Annotated in this window: 13 protein-coding genes; 7 read left to right on the top strand and 6 right to left on the bottom strand. The window is 40.6% G+C overall.

Translation table 11 applies throughout. The features are described 5' to 3' along the window. Positions 1–196: 196 nt before the first annotated feature. On the bottom strand, positions 197–775 hold the full coding sequence (locus ACQ96U_RS07490) for a PEP-CTERM sorting domain-containing protein (protein WP_431720623.1): 579 nt from the start codon (positions 773–775) through the stop codon (positions 197–199). Positions 776–1,499: 724 nt separating this feature from the next. Here ACQ96U_RS07490 and ACQ96U_RS07485 point away from each other — a divergent pair. Continuing rightward, positions 1,500–3,059, top strand: coding sequence for a M28 family metallopeptidase (locus ACQ96U_RS07485; RefSeq protein WP_431720622.1), 1,560 nt, complete (start codon positions 1,500–1,502; stop codon positions 3,057–3,059). 43 nt (positions 3,060–3,102) lie between these two features. Here the strand turns inward: ACQ96U_RS07485 and ACQ96U_RS07480 are convergent, their stop codons facing one another. After that, complete coding sequence (locus ACQ96U_RS07480) at positions 3,103–3,933, bottom strand: HAD-IA family hydrolase (RefSeq protein ID WP_431720621.1); 831 nt, start codon at positions 3,931–3,933, stop codon at positions 3,103–3,105. A gap of 950 nt (positions 3,934–4,883) precedes the next feature. Between ACQ96U_RS07480 and ACQ96U_RS07475 the strand changes: the two genes are divergently transcribed. Both ACQ96U_RS07475 and ACQ96U_RS07470 read left to right on the top strand, forming a co-directional pair. Next, positions 4,884–6,482, top strand: coding sequence for an alkaline phosphatase (locus ACQ96U_RS07475; protein ID WP_431720620.1), 1,599 nt, complete (start codon positions 4,884–4,886; stop codon positions 6,480–6,482). A 630-nt stretch (positions 6,483–7,112) separates the two neighbouring features. Next, a complete protein-coding gene (locus ACQ96U_RS07470) occupies positions 7,113–7,799 on the top strand; it encodes an MlaA family lipoprotein (protein ID WP_431720619.1) in 687 nt (228 codons plus the stop codon). An 81-nt stretch (positions 7,800–7,880) separates the two neighbouring features. On the opposite strand, the gene ACQ96U_RS07465 is transcribed toward ACQ96U_RS07470, so the two are convergent. Next, positions 7,881–8,207 carry a PilZ domain-containing protein gene (locus ACQ96U_RS07465; RefSeq protein WP_431720618.1) on the bottom strand — a complete coding sequence of 109 codons (327 nt, stop codon included), beginning with the start codon at positions 8,205–8,207 and terminating at the stop codon, positions 7,881–7,883. Positions 8,208–8,500: 293 nt separating this feature from the next. Here ACQ96U_RS07465 and ACQ96U_RS07460 point away from each other — a divergent pair, with 293 nt between their 5' ends. Together ACQ96U_RS07460 and ACQ96U_RS07455 are read left to right on the top strand one after the other, a co-directional pair. Beyond that, positions 8,501–9,685 carry a SpoIIE family protein phosphatase gene (locus ACQ96U_RS07460; protein ID WP_431720617.1) on the top strand — a complete coding sequence of 395 codons (1,185 nt, stop codon included), beginning with the start codon at positions 8,501–8,503 and terminating at the stop codon, positions 9,683–9,685. Next, entirely contained in the window at positions 9,682–10,167 is a 486-nt protein-coding gene (locus ACQ96U_RS07455; protein WP_431720616.1) for an STAS domain-containing protein, read from the top strand. The genes ACQ96U_RS07460 and ACQ96U_RS07455 overlap by 4 nt, the downstream gene beginning before the upstream one ends. Positions 10,168–10,244: 77 nt before the next feature. Here ACQ96U_RS07455 and tal read toward each other — a convergent pair whose 3' ends face one another. Next, the gene (gene tal, locus ACQ96U_RS07450) at positions 10,245–11,198 is read right to left on the bottom strand and encodes a transaldolase (RefSeq protein ID WP_431720615.1); all 954 of its coding nucleotides are present in this window, start codon (positions 11,196–11,198) and stop codon (positions 10,245–10,247) included. Positions 11,199–11,276: 78 nt separating this feature from the next. Next, positions 11,277–12,263: a tRNA dihydrouridine(20/20a) synthase DusA gene (gene dusA / locus ACQ96U_RS07445; protein WP_431720614.1), complete on the bottom strand. Its 987-nt coding sequence runs from the start codon at positions 12,261–12,263 to the stop codon at positions 11,277–11,279. A 743-nt stretch (positions 12,264–13,006) separates the two neighbouring features. Here dusA and ACQ96U_RS07440 point away from each other — a divergent pair. Continuing rightward, entirely contained in the window at positions 13,007–13,273 is a 267-nt protein-coding gene (locus ACQ96U_RS07440; protein ID WP_431720613.1) for a hypothetical protein, read from the top strand. Positions 13,274–13,494: 221 nt separating this feature from the next. Here ACQ96U_RS07440 and ACQ96U_RS07435 read toward each other — a convergent pair whose 3' ends face one another. After that, the gene (locus ACQ96U_RS07435) at positions 13,495–13,902 is read right to left on the bottom strand and encodes a LexA family protein (RefSeq protein ID WP_431720612.1); all 408 of its coding nucleotides are present in this window, start codon (positions 13,900–13,902) and stop codon (positions 13,495–13,497) included. A 220-nt stretch (positions 13,903–14,122) separates the two neighbouring features. Between ACQ96U_RS07435 and ACQ96U_RS07430 the strand changes: the two genes are divergently transcribed. Beyond that, positions 14,123–17,498, top strand: a 3,376-nt coding sequence (locus ACQ96U_RS07430) for an FG-GAP-like repeat-containing protein (protein WP_431720611.1), incomplete at its 3' end; no start/stop codon positions are given.

The following is a 17,498-nucleotide window of genomic DNA, read 5'->3' as shown; positions in this document are numbered from 1 at the left end:
TTGAAAGTGCACTTATTTATAAGATTATCATAATTTAAGCGTATTTGATGGATAGTCAATGATACTAACCTTAATATATCAGGTTTTAGTTATACAAAACTCCACTATGGGTATATAGATTTTTACCCACAGTGAAGCTAATGCATTTTCCACTAACGCTTGACAAAGTTTTTAAAAACTATGCTGAGACCTATAATTAACGCAGACGTTTTTTTCTGTTAAATATTAATCCTAATCCACCTAGCATTAATAACGCAGGTGTTGCTGGAGTAGGTACTTGGGTAAAAGACAGCGCGTCCATCCCCCAAACAGTAGGTGAATGGGTTTTGATTACGACTTGGTCAATGTCAGCCCAACCTAACTGAATATGAGTGGATTGAGCATCGCTTAAGGTAAACATCTCACTGGCAAATATCTGCTGGCCATCACGCCACCCTTCAAAGCTTATTAGGCTATCGTTGCTATCACTCACCCAGTAGCCACCATTGAAATTAATTAAACTATTTCCTAGCCAGCGCATAATAATGTCTTGGCCAGAAAAATTTAGTACAGCATTAATTCCGTCAATAGCCGCATTTTTTAAGCCTTTTGCTTGCTGGCTTGCATTAAATACTAATGATAATCCATCTCCGCCAAATGAAAAACCACCATAATTATTTATAACTTCTAAATTACTACCAGGGTTTATATCTTCAAAGCTTAGTAAGCCAGCTTGAGCTGAAGTTGCACAGATAGCAAAGGTTAATCCAGCAATTTTTTTGTAGATTGACTTCATCCATGACTCCTTATGTATATATTATTTAAGTACCTAGTTTGTTTGTTATTATAGTAGGGGTCTTATCCTTTACCGCACTGCTGTATTGGGTTTACTTTGTTTAAAACCCTTCATTTTTAGTGTTTTATACCATTACTATTTAATACGACCAGGTCAGCTAAAACAGTGTAAGGTTTTATATAAGCTGTTTCGTATAAGTTGAACGTTTTTTAATTACTAAAAATTGACTATGGTTGATGCTTAATAACTACTCGTCTTGTGTTTTAACATTCCCTCACAATATCCTCTTGGAGGACTACTTTTTACGCGACTCAAAATATTTATAAGGCGTATGTTGTGAGTGAATCTTGTACGATAATGCAAATTTTTGCGGTTGTACAGTGATAAAATTTTAAGTAAGTAGAAGACAGTTGTTTGATGTTAAAACAACAAAATACAAAAATAAAGTATTAGGTTGGTATTGTGTGTTAGGTATGGCTGGTATAAATTGAAGGGGTAAAAATAAAACGATAAAGTTACAAAAGGGATGTACCCGTAAAAAGCTTTTAGAGCAATAAACTAATAATAGCGAGCACTCTCTTGACTAAAGCAATTAATTGTTAGTTTGATGCATTAGATGATTATATACAAACTAACAAAATCACAGAGCTGATTCTTCTGTCAAGCTTTGAGAAAAGGGATGTTGAGCAATAAAAAGAATCCGCGCAACGATATGGAGGACATCATGCGCAAAAAACTTCTTCCGGCAATGATTGCGTTATTAGGGGGCACGTCAGGCCTAGTAGTCGCTGACACAACAACCACTGCTGTGTGTGATCAAGGTATTAACAATATGCCTTGGCAATTGATGGAGTGTGTTAATGCCTATGGTGTAAAAAAACATCTACAAATGTTTCAAACTATTGCTGACGCTAATGGTGGTACCAGAGCATCAGGTACCAGTGGCTTTAATCAAAGTGTAGATTATGTTGTCAATTTAATGTCATCTGCAGGTTACGATGTTAAGGTTCAACCTTTTGCATTTACTGCATTTGAAAAACTTGGTGAGTCTACCATGGTGCAACTTGCTCCAGACTCTAAACAGTATCAAGAAGATACTGATTTTAAAGTAATGACACATTCTGAGCCTGGTAATGTGAGCTCACCTGTTACACCTGTCGATATTCATCTTGGCCCCAATAATAATTCAACCAGTGGATGTGAAAAAGAAGACTTTGATAATTTCCCTGCTGGAACTATTGCGTTGATTCAACGTGGTGCGTGTACTTTTGGTTCTAAGGCTGAAAATGCAGCAGCGGCTGGTGCTGTAGGTGTTATTATTTTTAATCAGGGAAATACAGAAGATCGTAAAGGCTTAATGAGTGGTACATTAGGTAGTGACTACAGTGGAGGAATCCCTGTTATGTTTGCGACTTATGATGTGGGAGAATCATTAGTTCATACCCGAACCCCTCAGTTGCAAATGTTTGCCAATGTTAAGCGTATTGCTACTGAAACATACAACGTAATAGCAGAATCAAAGGGAGGAAACCCTAATAATGTTGTAATGTTAGGCTCTCATTTGGACTCTGTTGATGATGGGCCTGGTATTAATGACAATGGCTCAGGAAGTGCTGGAATTCTTGAAATTGCATTACAGATGCAGTATTTGATGCCCAAGAACAAATTACGGTTCGCGTGGTGGGGAGCAGAAGAGTCTGGCTTAGTAGGTTCAACCCATTATGTACAGAACTTGTCAGAAGAAGAAAAAGATAAAATAGCGTTATACCTTAACTTTGATATGATCGGCTCACCAAACTACTTTAACGGTATTTATGATGGTGATGGCTCTTCCTTTGGGCTTGAAGGTCCTCCAGGTTCTGATGTCATTGAGCATACGTTTGAGCGCTTTTTTAGTTTGTTTGGCCAACCTTACCGTGGTACTGAAATAAGTTTCCGTTCAGATTATGCTGAGTTTTTTAATGAAGGTATTGCTTTTGGTGGGTTATTTACAGGTGCAGAAGGTATAAAAACTGAAGAAGAAGCGAAGCGTTTTGGTGGAGAAGCAGGTAAAGCGTATGATCACTGTTACCATCAAGCATGTGATGATATTACAAATATCAATGATCGAGCACTTGATATTAATGCGGATGCGGCTGCCTTTACCACATTGATCTTTGCTTTCTCAACCAAGTCTCTTGAAAATACGACAATTCAGCCACCTTTACGGGCTAATACTATGCGTCGCACTGTGCCCGCTAAGAAAATTGAGCCAGAGCGTTGGGGGAATGACTGGTTAAAATAGTCATATCAGTTAACAACAAGGTAAAAGAAAAAACGAGCGGCTATTATGGCCGCTCTCCTCTTTTTAAGCGTGCTTCAATATCTTCCAGGCACGACTGAATATCGCTGACAGTATCTACAACATAATGTGCACCAGCGCGGTAGAGGCCCAGCGTTGCTTCACTACGAATTTTATCTTTTTCGGTGTTACTGAGTTGATTCCATTCGCTCATTGAGCGGTTATTGTATTCCCCGCTAATGGCAGTCCCTATTGTCCACATGCCTGCATTAAGACCTTCTTCAATTCCTTTGAGACTATCATCTACTTTTACACATGCAGCGACACTCATAATATCTAAAGCGACGGCACAGGTGAGGACAAGATGAGGTGCAGGTCTAGGCTGGCTGACATCAACGGCACTGACCCAGTGATCAATTTTTAGACCTTGTTCTGTCAGCTGTGGAATTAAGTCACTAGCAATATCACGACAGTAATGTGTACAGACTCCGACTTTATAACCTTGTTTTCGTATAAATTGGAAGACAGGTTTACTGTCAACAGGCAATGAGAGTTGTTGGCTAGCATAGTCTATTTGGTGTGTTCTAAACTGCATAATCAACTGCTCAAGCTGCTTTTCGTCAGGGAGGGAACCGTGATGTTGTTGCCACTGGTTTTTAAAATCCTCCATATTAAACAGATACGTTAACTGGGCTAAGTCAGGTAAATCGGCAATGGCCAGTAAAATATCAGGTGATAATTGTATCTGGTAGTGACTAAAAAGCTGTTGTAGTGCTTGGCCATTCGCTTTAACACCAAAGTCTACCAGTGTACCTGTCATATCAAAAATGACAGCTTGTATTTTGCCGCAGTATTTGCGGTGATAATTGAGATGCATTGGGGCTCTCCCATTAACGTGGCTACACAATCCGATGTGTTGTCGGGCATTCACTAGAGCCTTAGGGTGCGTGAATTGTGTTGTTATTATGATCTATTTTTGAACATTGCATGCTTGCTAAATTCTATAATAGACGGTTTTATGTGAGTCGGCATAAACAATAATTACCTAAATCAACAATAAATTATGATTAGACAGTCAGGTAAGCCGAGGAAAATGTTATAAAAGCTGGCACGCTGTCAATAGGTTTGGGCTAAGTTAGCTAAAATATGAAGTAATTATGAAGAAAAATTGAATTCTACATGAATGAAAGCACTTTTATGACTTGATATTCAAAGTAAAACGATATGTCTGGTATTAAATATACAGTTTCTTAATAATGGGTTCTATAGCATAAAATTTAAACAGTACTCGTTGGCTCAGAATATGTTGGCTGAAAATAGTATTAATGTGGTTGTGCGCTTGAGTGTGATTTTTTCTTATAAAAGTCTACTCAGTATTTTTTTTATTAAGAGGGAATTCTTTACCTAATATCTAACAATTTGGTAATGTAACTGCGCTAGCCTTTGTATCGTAATTTTAGCGATGTTGGTTAAAAATACGACAAAATTAGCATTTGGTAGTGATTTTTATTAGATTGCATGCCTCAAGTTATGAAACGACAAAAAATATTAAAACGCTAGCACCTTTAAAGTTTGTTTGGGAAGAAAATTTGTGAAGGTATAGGTTAGTTATAGTCGTTACCATATGGATCAATGGGTATGTACTGATTAAAAAATGTAACTCATGTGCAGTAGGTTTTATTTAGCTGATCATGTTTTTACTCTTTTGCTGCTTGTTTAGTGTAAGAGTAAACTCCTTAATCAAGTTAAAAAATGCTGATTGGGTTATAAATTTAAGCTACAAATATTTTCAACACTGTTTATCCCAAAGTTAGTATCGAGGGGATTATGAAAGCCAAAAAAGGTTTATTCGCAGGATTGATCACGGCGTCAATGTTAACCGTTGCGTCTAGTGGTTATGCAGAGCAAAAGATCAAAAATGTTATTTTAATGATCGGTGATGGCATGGGGCCTCAGCAAGTAGGCCTGTTAGAGTCATATGCACGACTTGCACCGCATTCGATTTATAAAGATAAGCAAGGAAAGACAGCTATCACCCGAATGGCTGAAGAGGGTGTCGTTGGATTATCTATGACTTATCCTGCTGGTGGGGTGGTTGTTGATTCAGCATGTTCTGCAACGCAGTTATCATTAGGGGTACTGGCCGGCTCAGAAATGATTGGCCTGGATGATCAAGGTAATGTAGTGGAAACAGTGTTAGAAAAAGCTCAAAAGCTTGGTAAAGCAACGGGCTTGGTTTCTGATACACGTTTAACTCATGCTACACCTGCTTCTTTTGCTGCACACCAACCCCACCGCTCATTGGAAAATAAAATTGCAGTGGATATGTTGAATGTGGGACCTGATGTGATGCTTTCAGGTGGATTACGACACTGGATTCCTGCCTCTGTGAACGCTGATGATGTCAGCAAACAAAGTATTGCCAAGTTAGTGGGCAAGAATGTTGCCATTAAATCAAAACGTAAAGATGAGCGGAACTTGTTGCTTGAAGCGCAAAAAAAAGGGTATCAACTTACCTTTGATCGCGATCAGCTCAGTAAAGTTAAAGAGGGTAAAGTGCTTGGTTTATTCAGTAATTCAGGCATGATGGATGGTATTGCTTATACGCATAATAAAGAGAGTAAACAACGTCATGAGCCATCGTTAAAGGAAATGACGACTAAGGCAATTGATGTTCTATCTAAAGATAAAGATGGCTTCTTCCTAATGGTTGAAGGCGGTCAGATTGACTGGGCTGGTCATAACAATGACGTAGGCACTATGCTTCATGAAATGATCAAATTTGATGAAGCAATAGGTGCAGTGCTTGAGTGGGCTAAGGGACGTGATGACACACTAGTCGTATTGACAGCTGACCATGAAACAGGCTCATTTGGCTTCTCTTATTCTGCCAATAATTTACCAAAACCAAAGAAATTACCTGGCGCAGGCTTTAAAGATACTGACTATGCTCCATTCTTTAATTTTGCTAAGCGTAGTGTGTTAGATGATATCTATGGTCAAAATAAGACATTTGGTGACATGATCGCAGATTATCAGGCATTACCAAAAGCTAAACAGACACCAGCAGAATTGGCAAAAATAATTAGCGATAGTACTGGTTTTAAAGTCACTGAGGATCAAGCTAAAGCGATTCTTGCAGACCAGCCTAACCCTTTTTATGCCAAAGGACATGATTACCTTGGAGCAAAAACACTACCTAAGGTTAATGACTTTACGGCATTTTATGTTTATGGCGAAGAAATACGCTATAACCTGATTGGCCGTGCATTATCACAACAGCAGAATGTCGTTTGGGGAACAGGTACGCATACTCATACACCGGTTGCGGTATTTGCTTATGGTCCTAAAGATGTGACACGTAATTTTTCATTGTTACAGCACCATGCTGACGTAGGCCAAAAACTTAAAGCGGCGTTACAGTAAGCGCATACTTGCTTTAGTAAACGTAAGGGGGGGTCTTAACTACTTAAGGGTTAAGGCATTCCCTTCAAATTAGTAGCAATGAACGATTAGAAGAAAACAATACAGAACGTGTTGTCACTCCTCCCTAGCTTTACTTCGTGTAGCCTTGTTTGTCTGGCGTTATTGGTACGGTTTTTTCAATAGGATACTTGCTGAAACTGGTTATTACTGGGTAAAATCACCGTTGGTTTGTGCTTGGGTTATCAGTTTGAGCTTAGTGTTTGATAATTGTTGATGCATTATCACTTAGTTATACACAATTCATAGTATGTTATTAGCTGTTGCTTGATCATCAAAAGATGTTCGCTGTGTTTTTTTGCTAATCTTTATTAACTGACTTGGTATAAATGTATAACTGCAAAGAGTTGATCAAAAAAACATCAAAACTCATGAGCTGTATAGTATTACAGAAGCCTAAAACAAGCTTCAGCTTTTTTGGAATTTATGCGATTTGCATAATATATAGCTTGCTCGCAAGTGATAACTGATCCACATGTGTGCATGCGTTTATGGTTAACAACGTGCGTGATAATGACAAGCAAGATAATATACTGTCATGAGAGCAAAAAGATTATTGGTTGAGGATTTCGAATGTTAATGGTGTTACGCAAAACGGCTTATTCCCTGCTGCTTAGTATGTGTGTAATAGGGCAGAGCTTTGCAGAGCATCCTGAGGACCCATGGGAAGGTTTTAACCGATCTGTTTTCCAATTTAATGAAACAGTGGATGAGAATTTTTTTAAACCAGTAGCTAAGGGATATCGCTATGTGACGCCTGATCCTGTAGAGCAATTGGTGACTAACTTTTTTGGTAATATTGGTGAAGTACCCAATATCATTAATGATTTGCTTCAGTTAGAAGGAAAGCAGGCGGCTAATGATACAGGGCGCTTATTGGTTAACTCAACCGTTGGTATGTTGGGTATGCTTGATGTTGCTGAGCATATAGGGCTTGAGAAAAACTATGAGGACTTTGGTTTAACCATGGGACATTGGCAGGTACCACGAGGTCCTTATCTGGTTTTACCTTTATTTGGTCCAAGTACTGTTCGTTCTGCAACTGGAATGGTGCCTGATAGTTACATGAACCCCATTCGATACGTTGATAATGTACCTACCAGAAATGCTCTGTATGTTATGAAGGTCGTGGATAAACGAGCAGGACTATTAAAGTCAGAAGATTTGATACTAGGTGATAAGTACACATTTATTCGTGATACTTACATACAAAACCGTGAGTTTTTATTAACAGGTGAACAGCCTGAAGATGACTTTTAATAAAAGATCCTACCTGATTGTGATAGATATCTAACTGCGGTATGTGTTTTCATACCGCTTTTAAGATAGTCATCATGTCTGCTATATAATTTTCTCAATTCTTAGTGCCACTTCATATAACTCACTTGCTGGTTTTTGAGTTACCCGAATTACTGTGCCTTCAGCAATAAAGTCTGGAAAATCCTCTCGCTCAGAAGGTATAGTAATTTCAAGTGAGCTACTTTCCGCTATAGGTTGTGTAGACTCAATCAGTACTCCAGTGCTGCTTAGATTGATGCACTTTACAGGCACTGATGTCAGTGTGTGGTTACCCTCGTTATCTGTCAGGTCTTTGAGTTTGGCCTGAGTGTTCATTCTCATCCGAATAAAGCCACGTTTTTCTGTATAAAACTGGTTACTTAGGTTCATGGATAACCTCTTTTTATAACACCCCGTTAGTGTAAGCATAGGCGTTAAAAGTACGGTTGGTTATGTGTTATTACTTGAGTTTGACTGACCGTTAAAAATTGTTGCTTATTTTAAAATCACTCTTGCTGTCTCCTATATAAAAGAGTAATGTTGCCCCCCTCATGTAATGCAATTAGTGATTAGCCAGATTTATAGTGAGTAAACTCACATAACTGGACTGAGTAACATAAGAAAGACCTATTCTTTAAAGAATAGACAAAGCTTGCGAAAAGCAGGTATTGCAAGGTCCGTTTATGAATACCAACAGTAGTAAGCTTTTGGTGATTGATGATGAACCTATTGTCCGTGAAAGCATTGTGGCTTACCTTGAAGACAGTGGATTTTCGATCATTCAAGCTGAAAATGGTGAAGAAGGCATTCAGGTTTTTAAAGAAGAGCATCCTGATCTTGTGATCTGTGATTTGCGTATGCCTAAATTAGATGGTTTAGGTGTTTTAAAAACCATCCGAGGCATATCACCTAATACACCTGTGATTGTTGTATCAGGGGCGGGTGTTATGTCTGATGTCGTTACGGCATTGCGACTGGGTGCCAGTGATTACTTGATTAAACCTATTGGTGATTTAGAGGTGCTTGAGCACTCCATCAATAGAGCCCTGATAAATGCGCAATTATTACAGGATAATCAGCGCTATCGGGAGAACTTGGAAGAAGCCATCCAGACATTGCGTAATAGCTTGGCGGAGCTACAAGCAGATCAAAAAGCGGGCCGACAGGTTCAGTTGAAAATGCTACCGCAAAGCCCATTCTCAACAGATGATTATGTTTTTGCTCATCATATCAATCCCTCACTCTATTTAAGTGGAGATTTTGCAGATTATTTCCCAATGGGGGAGCATCGGTTTGCTTTTTACCTTGCAGATGTTTCGGGGCATGGAGCCTCTTCAGCATTTGTCACAGTTCTGTTAAAGCATATGACTATGCTGTTTATTGAGGAGTGTGAAAAGCAAGGTCGGTTTGAGCAAACAACGCCTGCTGATTTATTGGATTATCTCAATCAGGGACTGATCAGTGCAGATCTTGACAAACATGTCACTATGTTTTGCGGATTTCTTGATACGAAGTGTCATCAATTGACATATAGTTATGGGGGGCACTTTCCGTTCCCCTTGTTTGCAACACCTGATACAGAGTATTACCTAGAGGGGCATGGTCTACCAGTAGGATTATTTGATGATGCGACCTACGCTAATACTGTAATGGACTTGCCGACGCAGTTTTCATTAACTATCTTTTCTGACGGTATTATTGAGGTCTTACCTCAAGAACGACTTAAAGATAAAGAAGCGTATTTGCTGTCTATTATTAGTGAAGGAGCATCAACGGTTGGTGCAATTGTACAAGCATTAGGCTTGGATAAAATGCAGGATGCACCAGATGATATAGCCTTACTGGTGTTGGCTAGGAATATGTCATGACAGCCGGAAAAATACAATTTGCTGAAAATGAAGGAACGTATGTTCTAAAATTTGTGGGTGATGTGAGGTTAACGCTTTGCTCAACCCTGGATACGTTTCTAGACAAAATGTTTGCTCAGCCTGATTTTAAATCAGTGATTGTTGATTTAACGGAGACTGAGGGAATCGATAGCACATCACTCGGATTGTTAGCAAAATTATCTATTCAGGCTAAGAAAAAGCTTGGCTTGGTGCCTACCGTCGTGTCTACCAATGAGGATATCACACGTATTTTACTGAGTATGGGCTTTGACCAAGTATTTATTTTGGTTCGTGAGCAGGCCCATCCCTCTCAGTCTCTTCAAGAGGTGCCTGTTGAAGAGTGCTCAGAAGAGTCAGCTAAGCAAAAAGTGCTGGATGCACACAAAGTGTTGATGAGCTTGAATGAAAAGAACCGTCAAGCTTTTAAGGATTTAGTGAAATCGCTAGAGTGCGATGGCTAACGTCAAATATTCTTTCTCTTTAATGTAATAAACAGCAGCAGGTTTGATCACCCCTGCTGCTGTTGACTGCAAAAGTATTAATAAAGCAGGCTTAGTTTATTTTCCAACTTAACTTGGTCAATAGCAAAGTTCCGAATGCCTTCTGCCAGTTTTTCTGTAGCCATAGCGTCTTCATTCATAAACCAGCGGAAACTTACTTCGTCGACAGCCGGTTTAGCAATTGATTCACCTAAGTTCTCTGCGCTGAGTTTTTGTTCAAGCGGTTCGTTGGTAGAGGCTAGCTCATCAAGCAGTTGAGGACTGATGGTCAGTCGATCACAACCTGCCAGTTCTTGTATCTCACCAATATTTCTAAAGCTGGCTCCCATGACGATGGTTTTATAGCCATGCTGTTTGTAGAAATTGAAGATTGTTGAGACTGATTGTACACCAGGGTCTTCTGCCGCAGAGTAAGTCTTGCCTGTAGCGGCTTTGTACCAATCTAAGATACGACCAACAAAAGGTGAGATGAGATAAACACCTGCATCAGCACAAGCGGCTGCTTGGGCAAAGCCAAACATTAGCGTAAGGTTACACTGGATACCTTCTTTTTCTAATATTTCTGCGGCACGTATCCCTTCCCAGGTAGAAGCAATTTTAATCAAAATTCGATCACTATTTATTCCTGCATCAGCGTAAAGCGCCATTAACTGCTTTGCTTTCGCTATGGTTGCTTCTGTATTAAAAGAAAGGCGGGCATCTACTTCTGTGGATATACGGCCAGGAATAACCTGCAAAATCTCATTACCAATGCTTACAGCTAATTTGTCACATGCATTAGCAAGCATTTCCTGCTGGCTTCCACCTTGCGTTTTAGACCAGCTAATTGCTTCTTGAATGAGAGGTTGATACTGAGGAAGTTCAGCGGCTTTGAGAAGTAATGATGGGTTCGTTGTTGCATCCACGGGTTGGTATTTTTTTATGGCTTCAATATCACCAGTATCTGCAACCACTGTGGTAATTTGCTTTAGTTGTTCCAATTGGTTCTGCATACAGATATAAACTCCGTGAGTGCAAGGGTTTGTAATGTGGGTGGGTAGTATAGCATGCCAGTTAAGAAATGTAGTTACCTAACTAGATGTTAGTGTTGCAGCGGCTTGCAAAGTTTGCAGGCTACTGTCTGGTTTGCAAGCATGCTCACTTAAAAAGCGGCGAAAATTTCTTCCTCCTGGCTGTCCCTGAAACAAGCCAAGAATATGTCGGCTTAAGTGGTGTAAGCGGGTACCATCATTTAGCTGTTTTTCAATATAAGGATAAAACTGACTAAGGATTTCATGTCGAGATAGGGCAGGGTAGTGATCATTAAAGCAAAGTGCATCTGCTTGGGCCAGTATATAGGGATTTTGATACGCTTCACGACCAATCATGACGCCATCAATATGCAATAAATGCTGTTGCACGGCGTCCATGGTATTAACACCACCATTTAAAATAATTTCCAAGTGGGGAAATTCTTTTTTGATGGCATAGACCCAGTCATATTTAAGTGGAGGAATGTCTCTGTTTTCTTTGGGACTTAATCCTTCCAGAATCGCTATGCGTGCATGAATAATAAAGGTTTCACAACCTACGGCAGAGATTTTTTCAACAAATTGGCAAAGTTGTTCAAACTCTTCTCGACCATTAATACCAATTCTGTGTTTAATTGTCACAGGGATAGAAACACTCTTCTGCATTTGTGCTATGCAGTCTGCAACAGTGTCGGGTTCAGCCATCAGGCATGCACCAATACGCCCATTTTGTACACGATCACTTGGACAACCTACATTGAGGTTAACTTCATCATATCCCCAGTCTTCAGCCATCTTAGTGCACAAAGCAAGCTCTTGAGGGTTAGAGCCTCCAAGCTGTAAGGCTACAGGGTGCTCTTCAGAGTTGAATTGTAAAAAGCGCTCACGATCTCCGTTGAGTAAAGCACCTGTTGTGACCATTTCGGTATAAAGTAATGTGTGACGAGTAATCAAACGTAAGAAATAACGTTCATGACGGTCTGTCCAATCCATCATGGGCGCAACGCTGAGAGTCCGGTTTAGCTTTTTACTACTTTTATTAGCCATATCAACTAGTTATCGATTTCTTTTAAATCAAACATTCGTTTTAAAAATCGCTAAAATACGCTATCTTACAGCTTTCGGTGTACCATTATTAGGATGGTACACTGCACAAAGGAACTGTATAAATGTTGACCATTGTAAGATGTCTTAGAGCAAATGGAAGCTCTGCCTATCGGGCCGTGGTGAGAGTAAAGCGTAAAGGCAAAATTGTCTATTCCGAATCAAGAATTTTTGATCGAGAACAGCTTGTCTGAGCCTGAAGGTGTAAGCGTTTTCAAGATATCTGCAATTCGTGAACGAAAGGAAAAGCGACAATTATCCTGACATAAGGGGCAATTTAATATCTCCATGTGTGACCTATTTGAATTTGCCATTGAGGCGGCAATGCGGCAAAACGAAAGTTGTAGTATTCGTTGAGGGGCTCAATAATAACAAAAAGCGATCCTGTTTCGTGAGTGCAAAAATCCCAAAAACAAATATAACAACTACCAGGTAGTTCTTTTACTTGGTAAATCGTTTGATTTTATTTTGAAACAGCCATGCATTGATGACAAAATTTTTCCTTATAATTCTAGATCCGTTGAGGTTGTATTTTTTTGAGGGTAAATTCGTGAAAAGTCAATACGTATAGTGTTGTATTATTTATGATATATTACTGGTAGATTAGACGTATAACGGTATTATAACTATGATTTAGCAAGTATCTATTATGCATTCGTTGTTCAGAGATAATAGAGAGAACGATAATGACAAATATCTATAAAGGCCCTGAGGCTGGTATTGAAAAAGAGGAAGCTGAAAAGCTTCATTTTCGATCAAAAGTTGGTTGGAAAGTGTTTTTCTTTGTAATTTTGATATTAGAGCTTTTTTCAATAGCTTATTGGTTTTTTGGTCATCCGCCATCATTATTTAAAATAGTTGGTGAGCTTATTGTATATACGCTTTCTTTATTAGGGATATTTGGGTTTGCTTTTAATAAAAAATATTTATTAGGCAGTTTTGGTTTTATATGATTTTTATTCTGTTTACATGGGATGCATTTTCAATTTTTGGATCTAATGCATTCGAAGTAACTGACATGTCTTTACCTTTAGAATTTTATGCTTCACTTCTAATTACGTTGTTTATTTGGATTTCATTTTTTATCTTTGAGGCAATAGCATTATATAAATACAGCTTCCGCTCGCCAGAAATATGGAATCAATAAAATTGGCTCTATTTGAGATAGAGAGTATTACCCCTCTACCTTATGTACACTGTATGTTACGACACCAAAGACAGCGAACTCCTGTTCGGGATCAAGGCGGATTCTAGGGTATTGAGGATTCATCGGCAGTAGCCAATATTGGTTATTCTTGATGTAAAGCTGTTTCACAGTAAGATCACCATCGACCTCGGCCACGATGATGTTACCGCTGCGAGGTGTCAGCGAGCGGTCAACGACCAGGATATCGCCATTGTTAATGCCTGCATGAATCATTGAATCACCACTCGCGCGTAAGAAGAACGTCGCGGCAGGGTGTTTTACCATATGTTCATGTAAGTTCAGCTCTTTTTCCATGTAGTCATCGGCAGGGCTGGGAAAGCCTGCTGAAACGCTGCATGAGAAGAGCGGTGCTGTGTCTAAGTTTGTCTGTTCCATAGTCATAAAACTGATAACTGTATATATGTACAGCATTATAGTCTGCTGTCTGGTTTTTAATCAAGTAACGTTGGTTTGAGTTGATTTTTGGTAAAGTTGAGTGAAATCGAAGATCTTGGCTGAAGGAGTGCTGATTTAGCGCAGTTGAATGTGATGTGCTTCCATGTATAATGCGGCGATTTTTTAAAAATAATGATAATGCCGTCACTAGAAGTACATAATGAAACGTTTAAACATCGCGCTTGCTAGCTTTACTTTTTTTATTACCCAACTATTGATACCTACTTTTGCTACTGCAGATCCACCTAAGGTGGTTGGAACTATTCCAGGATCATTTTCTGTAGGCACCGATGGTGCGGCTAATTACCGAATTTCATTGGAATTACCACCTGGTGTTAATGGTTTAACACCGAATTTAGCCCTGGAATATGACAGCCAAAAAGGCAACGGATTATTAGGCATCGGTTGGCGGTTAACAGGTTTTCCTACCATCACACGTTGTCCTACAACGTTAGAACAAGACGGCTTTATTGATGGTGTTGATTTTGATGATAACGATAAATATTGTTTGAATGGCCAGCGCTTAGTCGCTATAAATGGTTCCTATGGTGCCAGTGGTACGGAATATCGCACTGAACATGACCATTATAAAAAAATTATTTCCTATGGTACCGCCGGCCATGGTCCCGCCTATTTTCAGGTCTGGTATAAAGAAGGTAATTTTATTGAGTTAGGCAGTACCGAAGATGCGCAAGTAGAAGCGCAAAGTAAACCCAATGAAGTTTTTCGTTGGGATATCAGTAAAATTCAAGATCGGTTTGGCAATACGGTTACTTTTCATTATTCAGAGCAAACCGATTTCGGTGAACATTATCCGGTCTCTATTCGTTATGCGAATACAGCAATTAATTTTACGTTAGAAGAGCGTCCCGATCCTATTTTAACGTATGTTTCGGGCGTTAAGCACCTGATTAAACAACGCATAAAAACCATTACTATCGCGCAGGACAATGATCAACGCCGTTATGTTTTAAATTATGGTACAGCAGGACGCCCCTTAAAAAGTTTATTGGAATCGATTCAATACTGTACCGATCAGTGTTTTCCTGCCACACAATTTTCCTGGCAACGCAATGAAAATACTGCATCGAGTTTTAATTCGGCCAGTTTATTACGTCTCAGTGGTAAGCCTTATGAAAAAGATAATACCAAATTAAAAGGCGATTTTAATGGGGATGGTTTAATTGATTTAGCGTGGGCCTATTCAGGTCCGCAAGGATTAGATATTTCAACCGCCTTAGCGAAAGGGGATGGTACTTTTTTATCCGCACAGTTGCAGCGTGTCAGTGGTACCCCTTATGAAAAAGATAATACTTCACAGACTGGGGATTTTAACGGTGATGGCTTAACCGATATTGCCTGGATGTATTCCAGTCAACACGGTCTTGATGTCTCGGTCGCGTTAAGCAACGGTGATGGCTCATTTCAACAGGCTCAATTACGTAAGCTCACCAGTACGCCCTATGAAAAAGAGAATACCAAATTAACAGGCGATTTTAATGGCGATGGCCGGACGGATTTCGCTTGGATGTATTCCGGTCCCCAAGGGTTAGATGTCAAGGTTGCGTTGAGTAACGGCGATGGGACTTTTGGTGCTCCCCGCCTAAAACGTGTCAGAGCTCAAGGGTATGAAAAAGATAATACCGCATTGACCGGGGATTTTAATGGGGATGGCATAACGGATATTGCCTGGATGTATTCCAGCGCCCATGGACTGGATATTACGACGGCCACCGCCTTAGGTGACGGTGATTTTGCCCCTGCGATTTTTAAACGGGTCAGCACAGTAGGTTATGAAAAAGATAATACCAAGTTAACGGGGGATTTTAACGGTGATGGTCTGACGGACCTGGCCTGGGCTTATGCCGGGCCATTAGGGCTGGATGTGTCAGTGTCACTCGCCAAGGGTGATGGTTCTTTTACCCTCGCGGTGGTGAAGCGACTCAATACTGCACGTTATGAGCATGATAATACGGCCTTAACCGGGGATTTTAATGGCGATGGCATGGCCGACCTGGCCTGGGTTTATTCCAGTCAGGCGGGGCTCGATGTGACTGTCGCCCTGGGTGTCGGGGATGGTACTTTTTTACCCGCCACCTTAAAGCGGCTCAGTGGCTTAGCCTATGAAAAAGATAATGCCAAGCTGACCGGCGACTTCAATGGCGATGGCTTAATGGATTTGGCCTGGCTTTATTCTGGTCCCTCAGGTCTCGATGAAACCGTGGCACTGTCTCTGGAGAAAAAGCCCCTGGTTAGCCAAATTACCAATGGCTTAGGACAGACCACAACGCTGACGTATCAACCCATTACCGATAAAAGTATCTTCACCAAAAGCACAAACAGTCAGTACCCAGTGATTGATAAACCACCCGTTGTCTATGTGGTGGCACAAGCCGCACAGGCCAATGGGATCGGAGGGTATCTCACTACAGACTATCATTACCAAGGCTTAAAACGACACTTGCGGGGGGTAGGGGCTCTGGGTTTTGCTGAAATTACCAGCACCCAAGTTGAGACGGGCATTAAAACCACTGACTATTATCTGCAGGATGTGGCCAACCGTAAAATTGGTTTACTAAGCCGTTCGCAAACCTGGTCAGCGACCGGTGTCTTATTAAAAGACACCCAACAAACCTGGCAGGTGAATACGCTGGATGATGGGGGCATTAAACGTTTTCAAACCCACTTAGTGTCACGCGAAACCCAGCAAAAATCGCTGCAAGATGAATGGCTGTCCACGCTAACCGAAACCTTTCAGTATGACGACTGGGGAAATACCACAGAAGCTAAACAGATCATTAAGGATGCGTTAGGTCAGCAGACAAGTGCCACCACTAACACCTACCAAAACGATGAAAGCAACTGGCTGATTGGCTTAGCGACACAAACGCAAGCCACGAATGTAGGGGTATCGGGTGATAGCCAAACCCGCACCACACAGTTTAGTTATGATGCTACGACAGGTGCCTTAACACAGCGTATTCAGGAACCAGGTCAAGGCGATTATGTCCTGACCACTGACTTTAAATACGACAGTTTTGGTAACTTAATCGAAGAGCAAACCCAAGGTGCCAAAGTTGCTACACGTAAACAGACGTATACCTATGATGCCCAAGGTCGGTTTTTAACCTCGACCACCAATGCCTTGGGCCATAAAGCGCAACAAACCAGCGATGCCTTCTGGGGTGTGCCATTAACCACCACCGATGCTAATGGCTTGGTGACGCAATACAGTTACGATAACTTTGGTCGCTTAATTAGCCAGAAAGCGCCGGATAATACCCAAACCACCCTTACCCGTGGTTGGTGTGATGCCAGCACAGAATGTCCCGCAGGTGCCGTGTATTGGGTGAAAACCCAAGCCCAAGGCAGTGCCCCCACCACCGTTTATGTGGACCAGCTGGAACGTACGATTCGCACCGAAACCCTGGCCTTAACGGGAGAAACCCAATACCAGGATACCGTGTATAACGCATTGGGTCAGGTGGTGAAAACCTCGTTGCCTTATTTTAAAGGTGATGAGGTGTATTGGACCA

Origin of the sequence: Zooshikella sp. RANM57, from assembly GCF_050749885.1 — a bacterium.
Lineage (GTDB): Bacteria > Pseudomonadota > Gammaproteobacteria > Pseudomonadales > Zooshikellaceae > Zooshikella.
This window is presented reverse-complemented; position numbering and strand designations above follow the sequence as displayed.

Excerpts from the sequence above, each read along its gene's own strand:
- ACQ96U_RS07490 (WP_431720623.1), bottom strand. The coding sequence starts at position 775 with ATGAAGTCAATCTACAAAAAAATTGCTGGATTAACCTTTGCTATCTGT.
- ACQ96U_RS07485 (WP_431720622.1), top strand. The coding sequence starts at position 1,500 with ATGCGCAAAAAACTTCTTCCGGCAATGATTGCGTTATTAGGGGGCACG.
- ACQ96U_RS07480 (WP_431720621.1), bottom strand. The coding sequence starts at position 3,933 with ATGCATCTCAATTATCACCGCAAATACTGCGGCAAAATACAAGCTGTC.
- ACQ96U_RS07475 (WP_431720620.1), top strand. The coding sequence starts at position 4,884 with ATGAAAGCCAAAAAAGGTTTATTCGCAGGATTGATCACGGCGTCAATG.
- ACQ96U_RS07470 (WP_431720619.1), top strand. The coding sequence starts at position 7,113 with ATGTTAATGGTGTTACGCAAAACGGCTTATTCCCTGCTGCTTAGTATG.
- ACQ96U_RS07465 (WP_431720618.1), bottom strand. The coding sequence starts at position 8,207 with ATGAACCTAAGTAACCAGTTTTATACAGAAAAACGTGGCTTTATTCGG.
- ACQ96U_RS07460 (WP_431720617.1), top strand. The coding sequence starts at position 8,501 with ATGAATACCAACAGTAGTAAGCTTTTGGTGATTGATGATGAACCTATT.
- ACQ96U_RS07455 (WP_431720616.1), top strand. The coding sequence starts at position 9,682 with ATGACAGCCGGAAAAATACAATTTGCTGAAAATGAAGGAACGTATGTT.
- tal (WP_431720615.1), bottom strand. The coding sequence starts at position 11,198 with ATGCAGAACCAATTGGAACAACTAAAGCAAATTACCACAGTGGTTGCA.
- dusA (WP_431720614.1), bottom strand. The coding sequence starts at position 12,263 with ATGGCTAATAAAAGTAGTAAAAAGCTAAACCGGACTCTCAGCGTTGCG.
- ACQ96U_RS07440 (WP_431720613.1), top strand. The coding sequence starts at position 13,007 with ATGACAAATATCTATAAAGGCCCTGAGGCTGGTATTGAAAAAGAGGAA.
- ACQ96U_RS07435 (WP_431720612.1), bottom strand. The coding sequence starts at position 13,902 with ATGGAACAGACAAACTTAGACACAGCACCGCTCTTCTCATGCAGCGTT.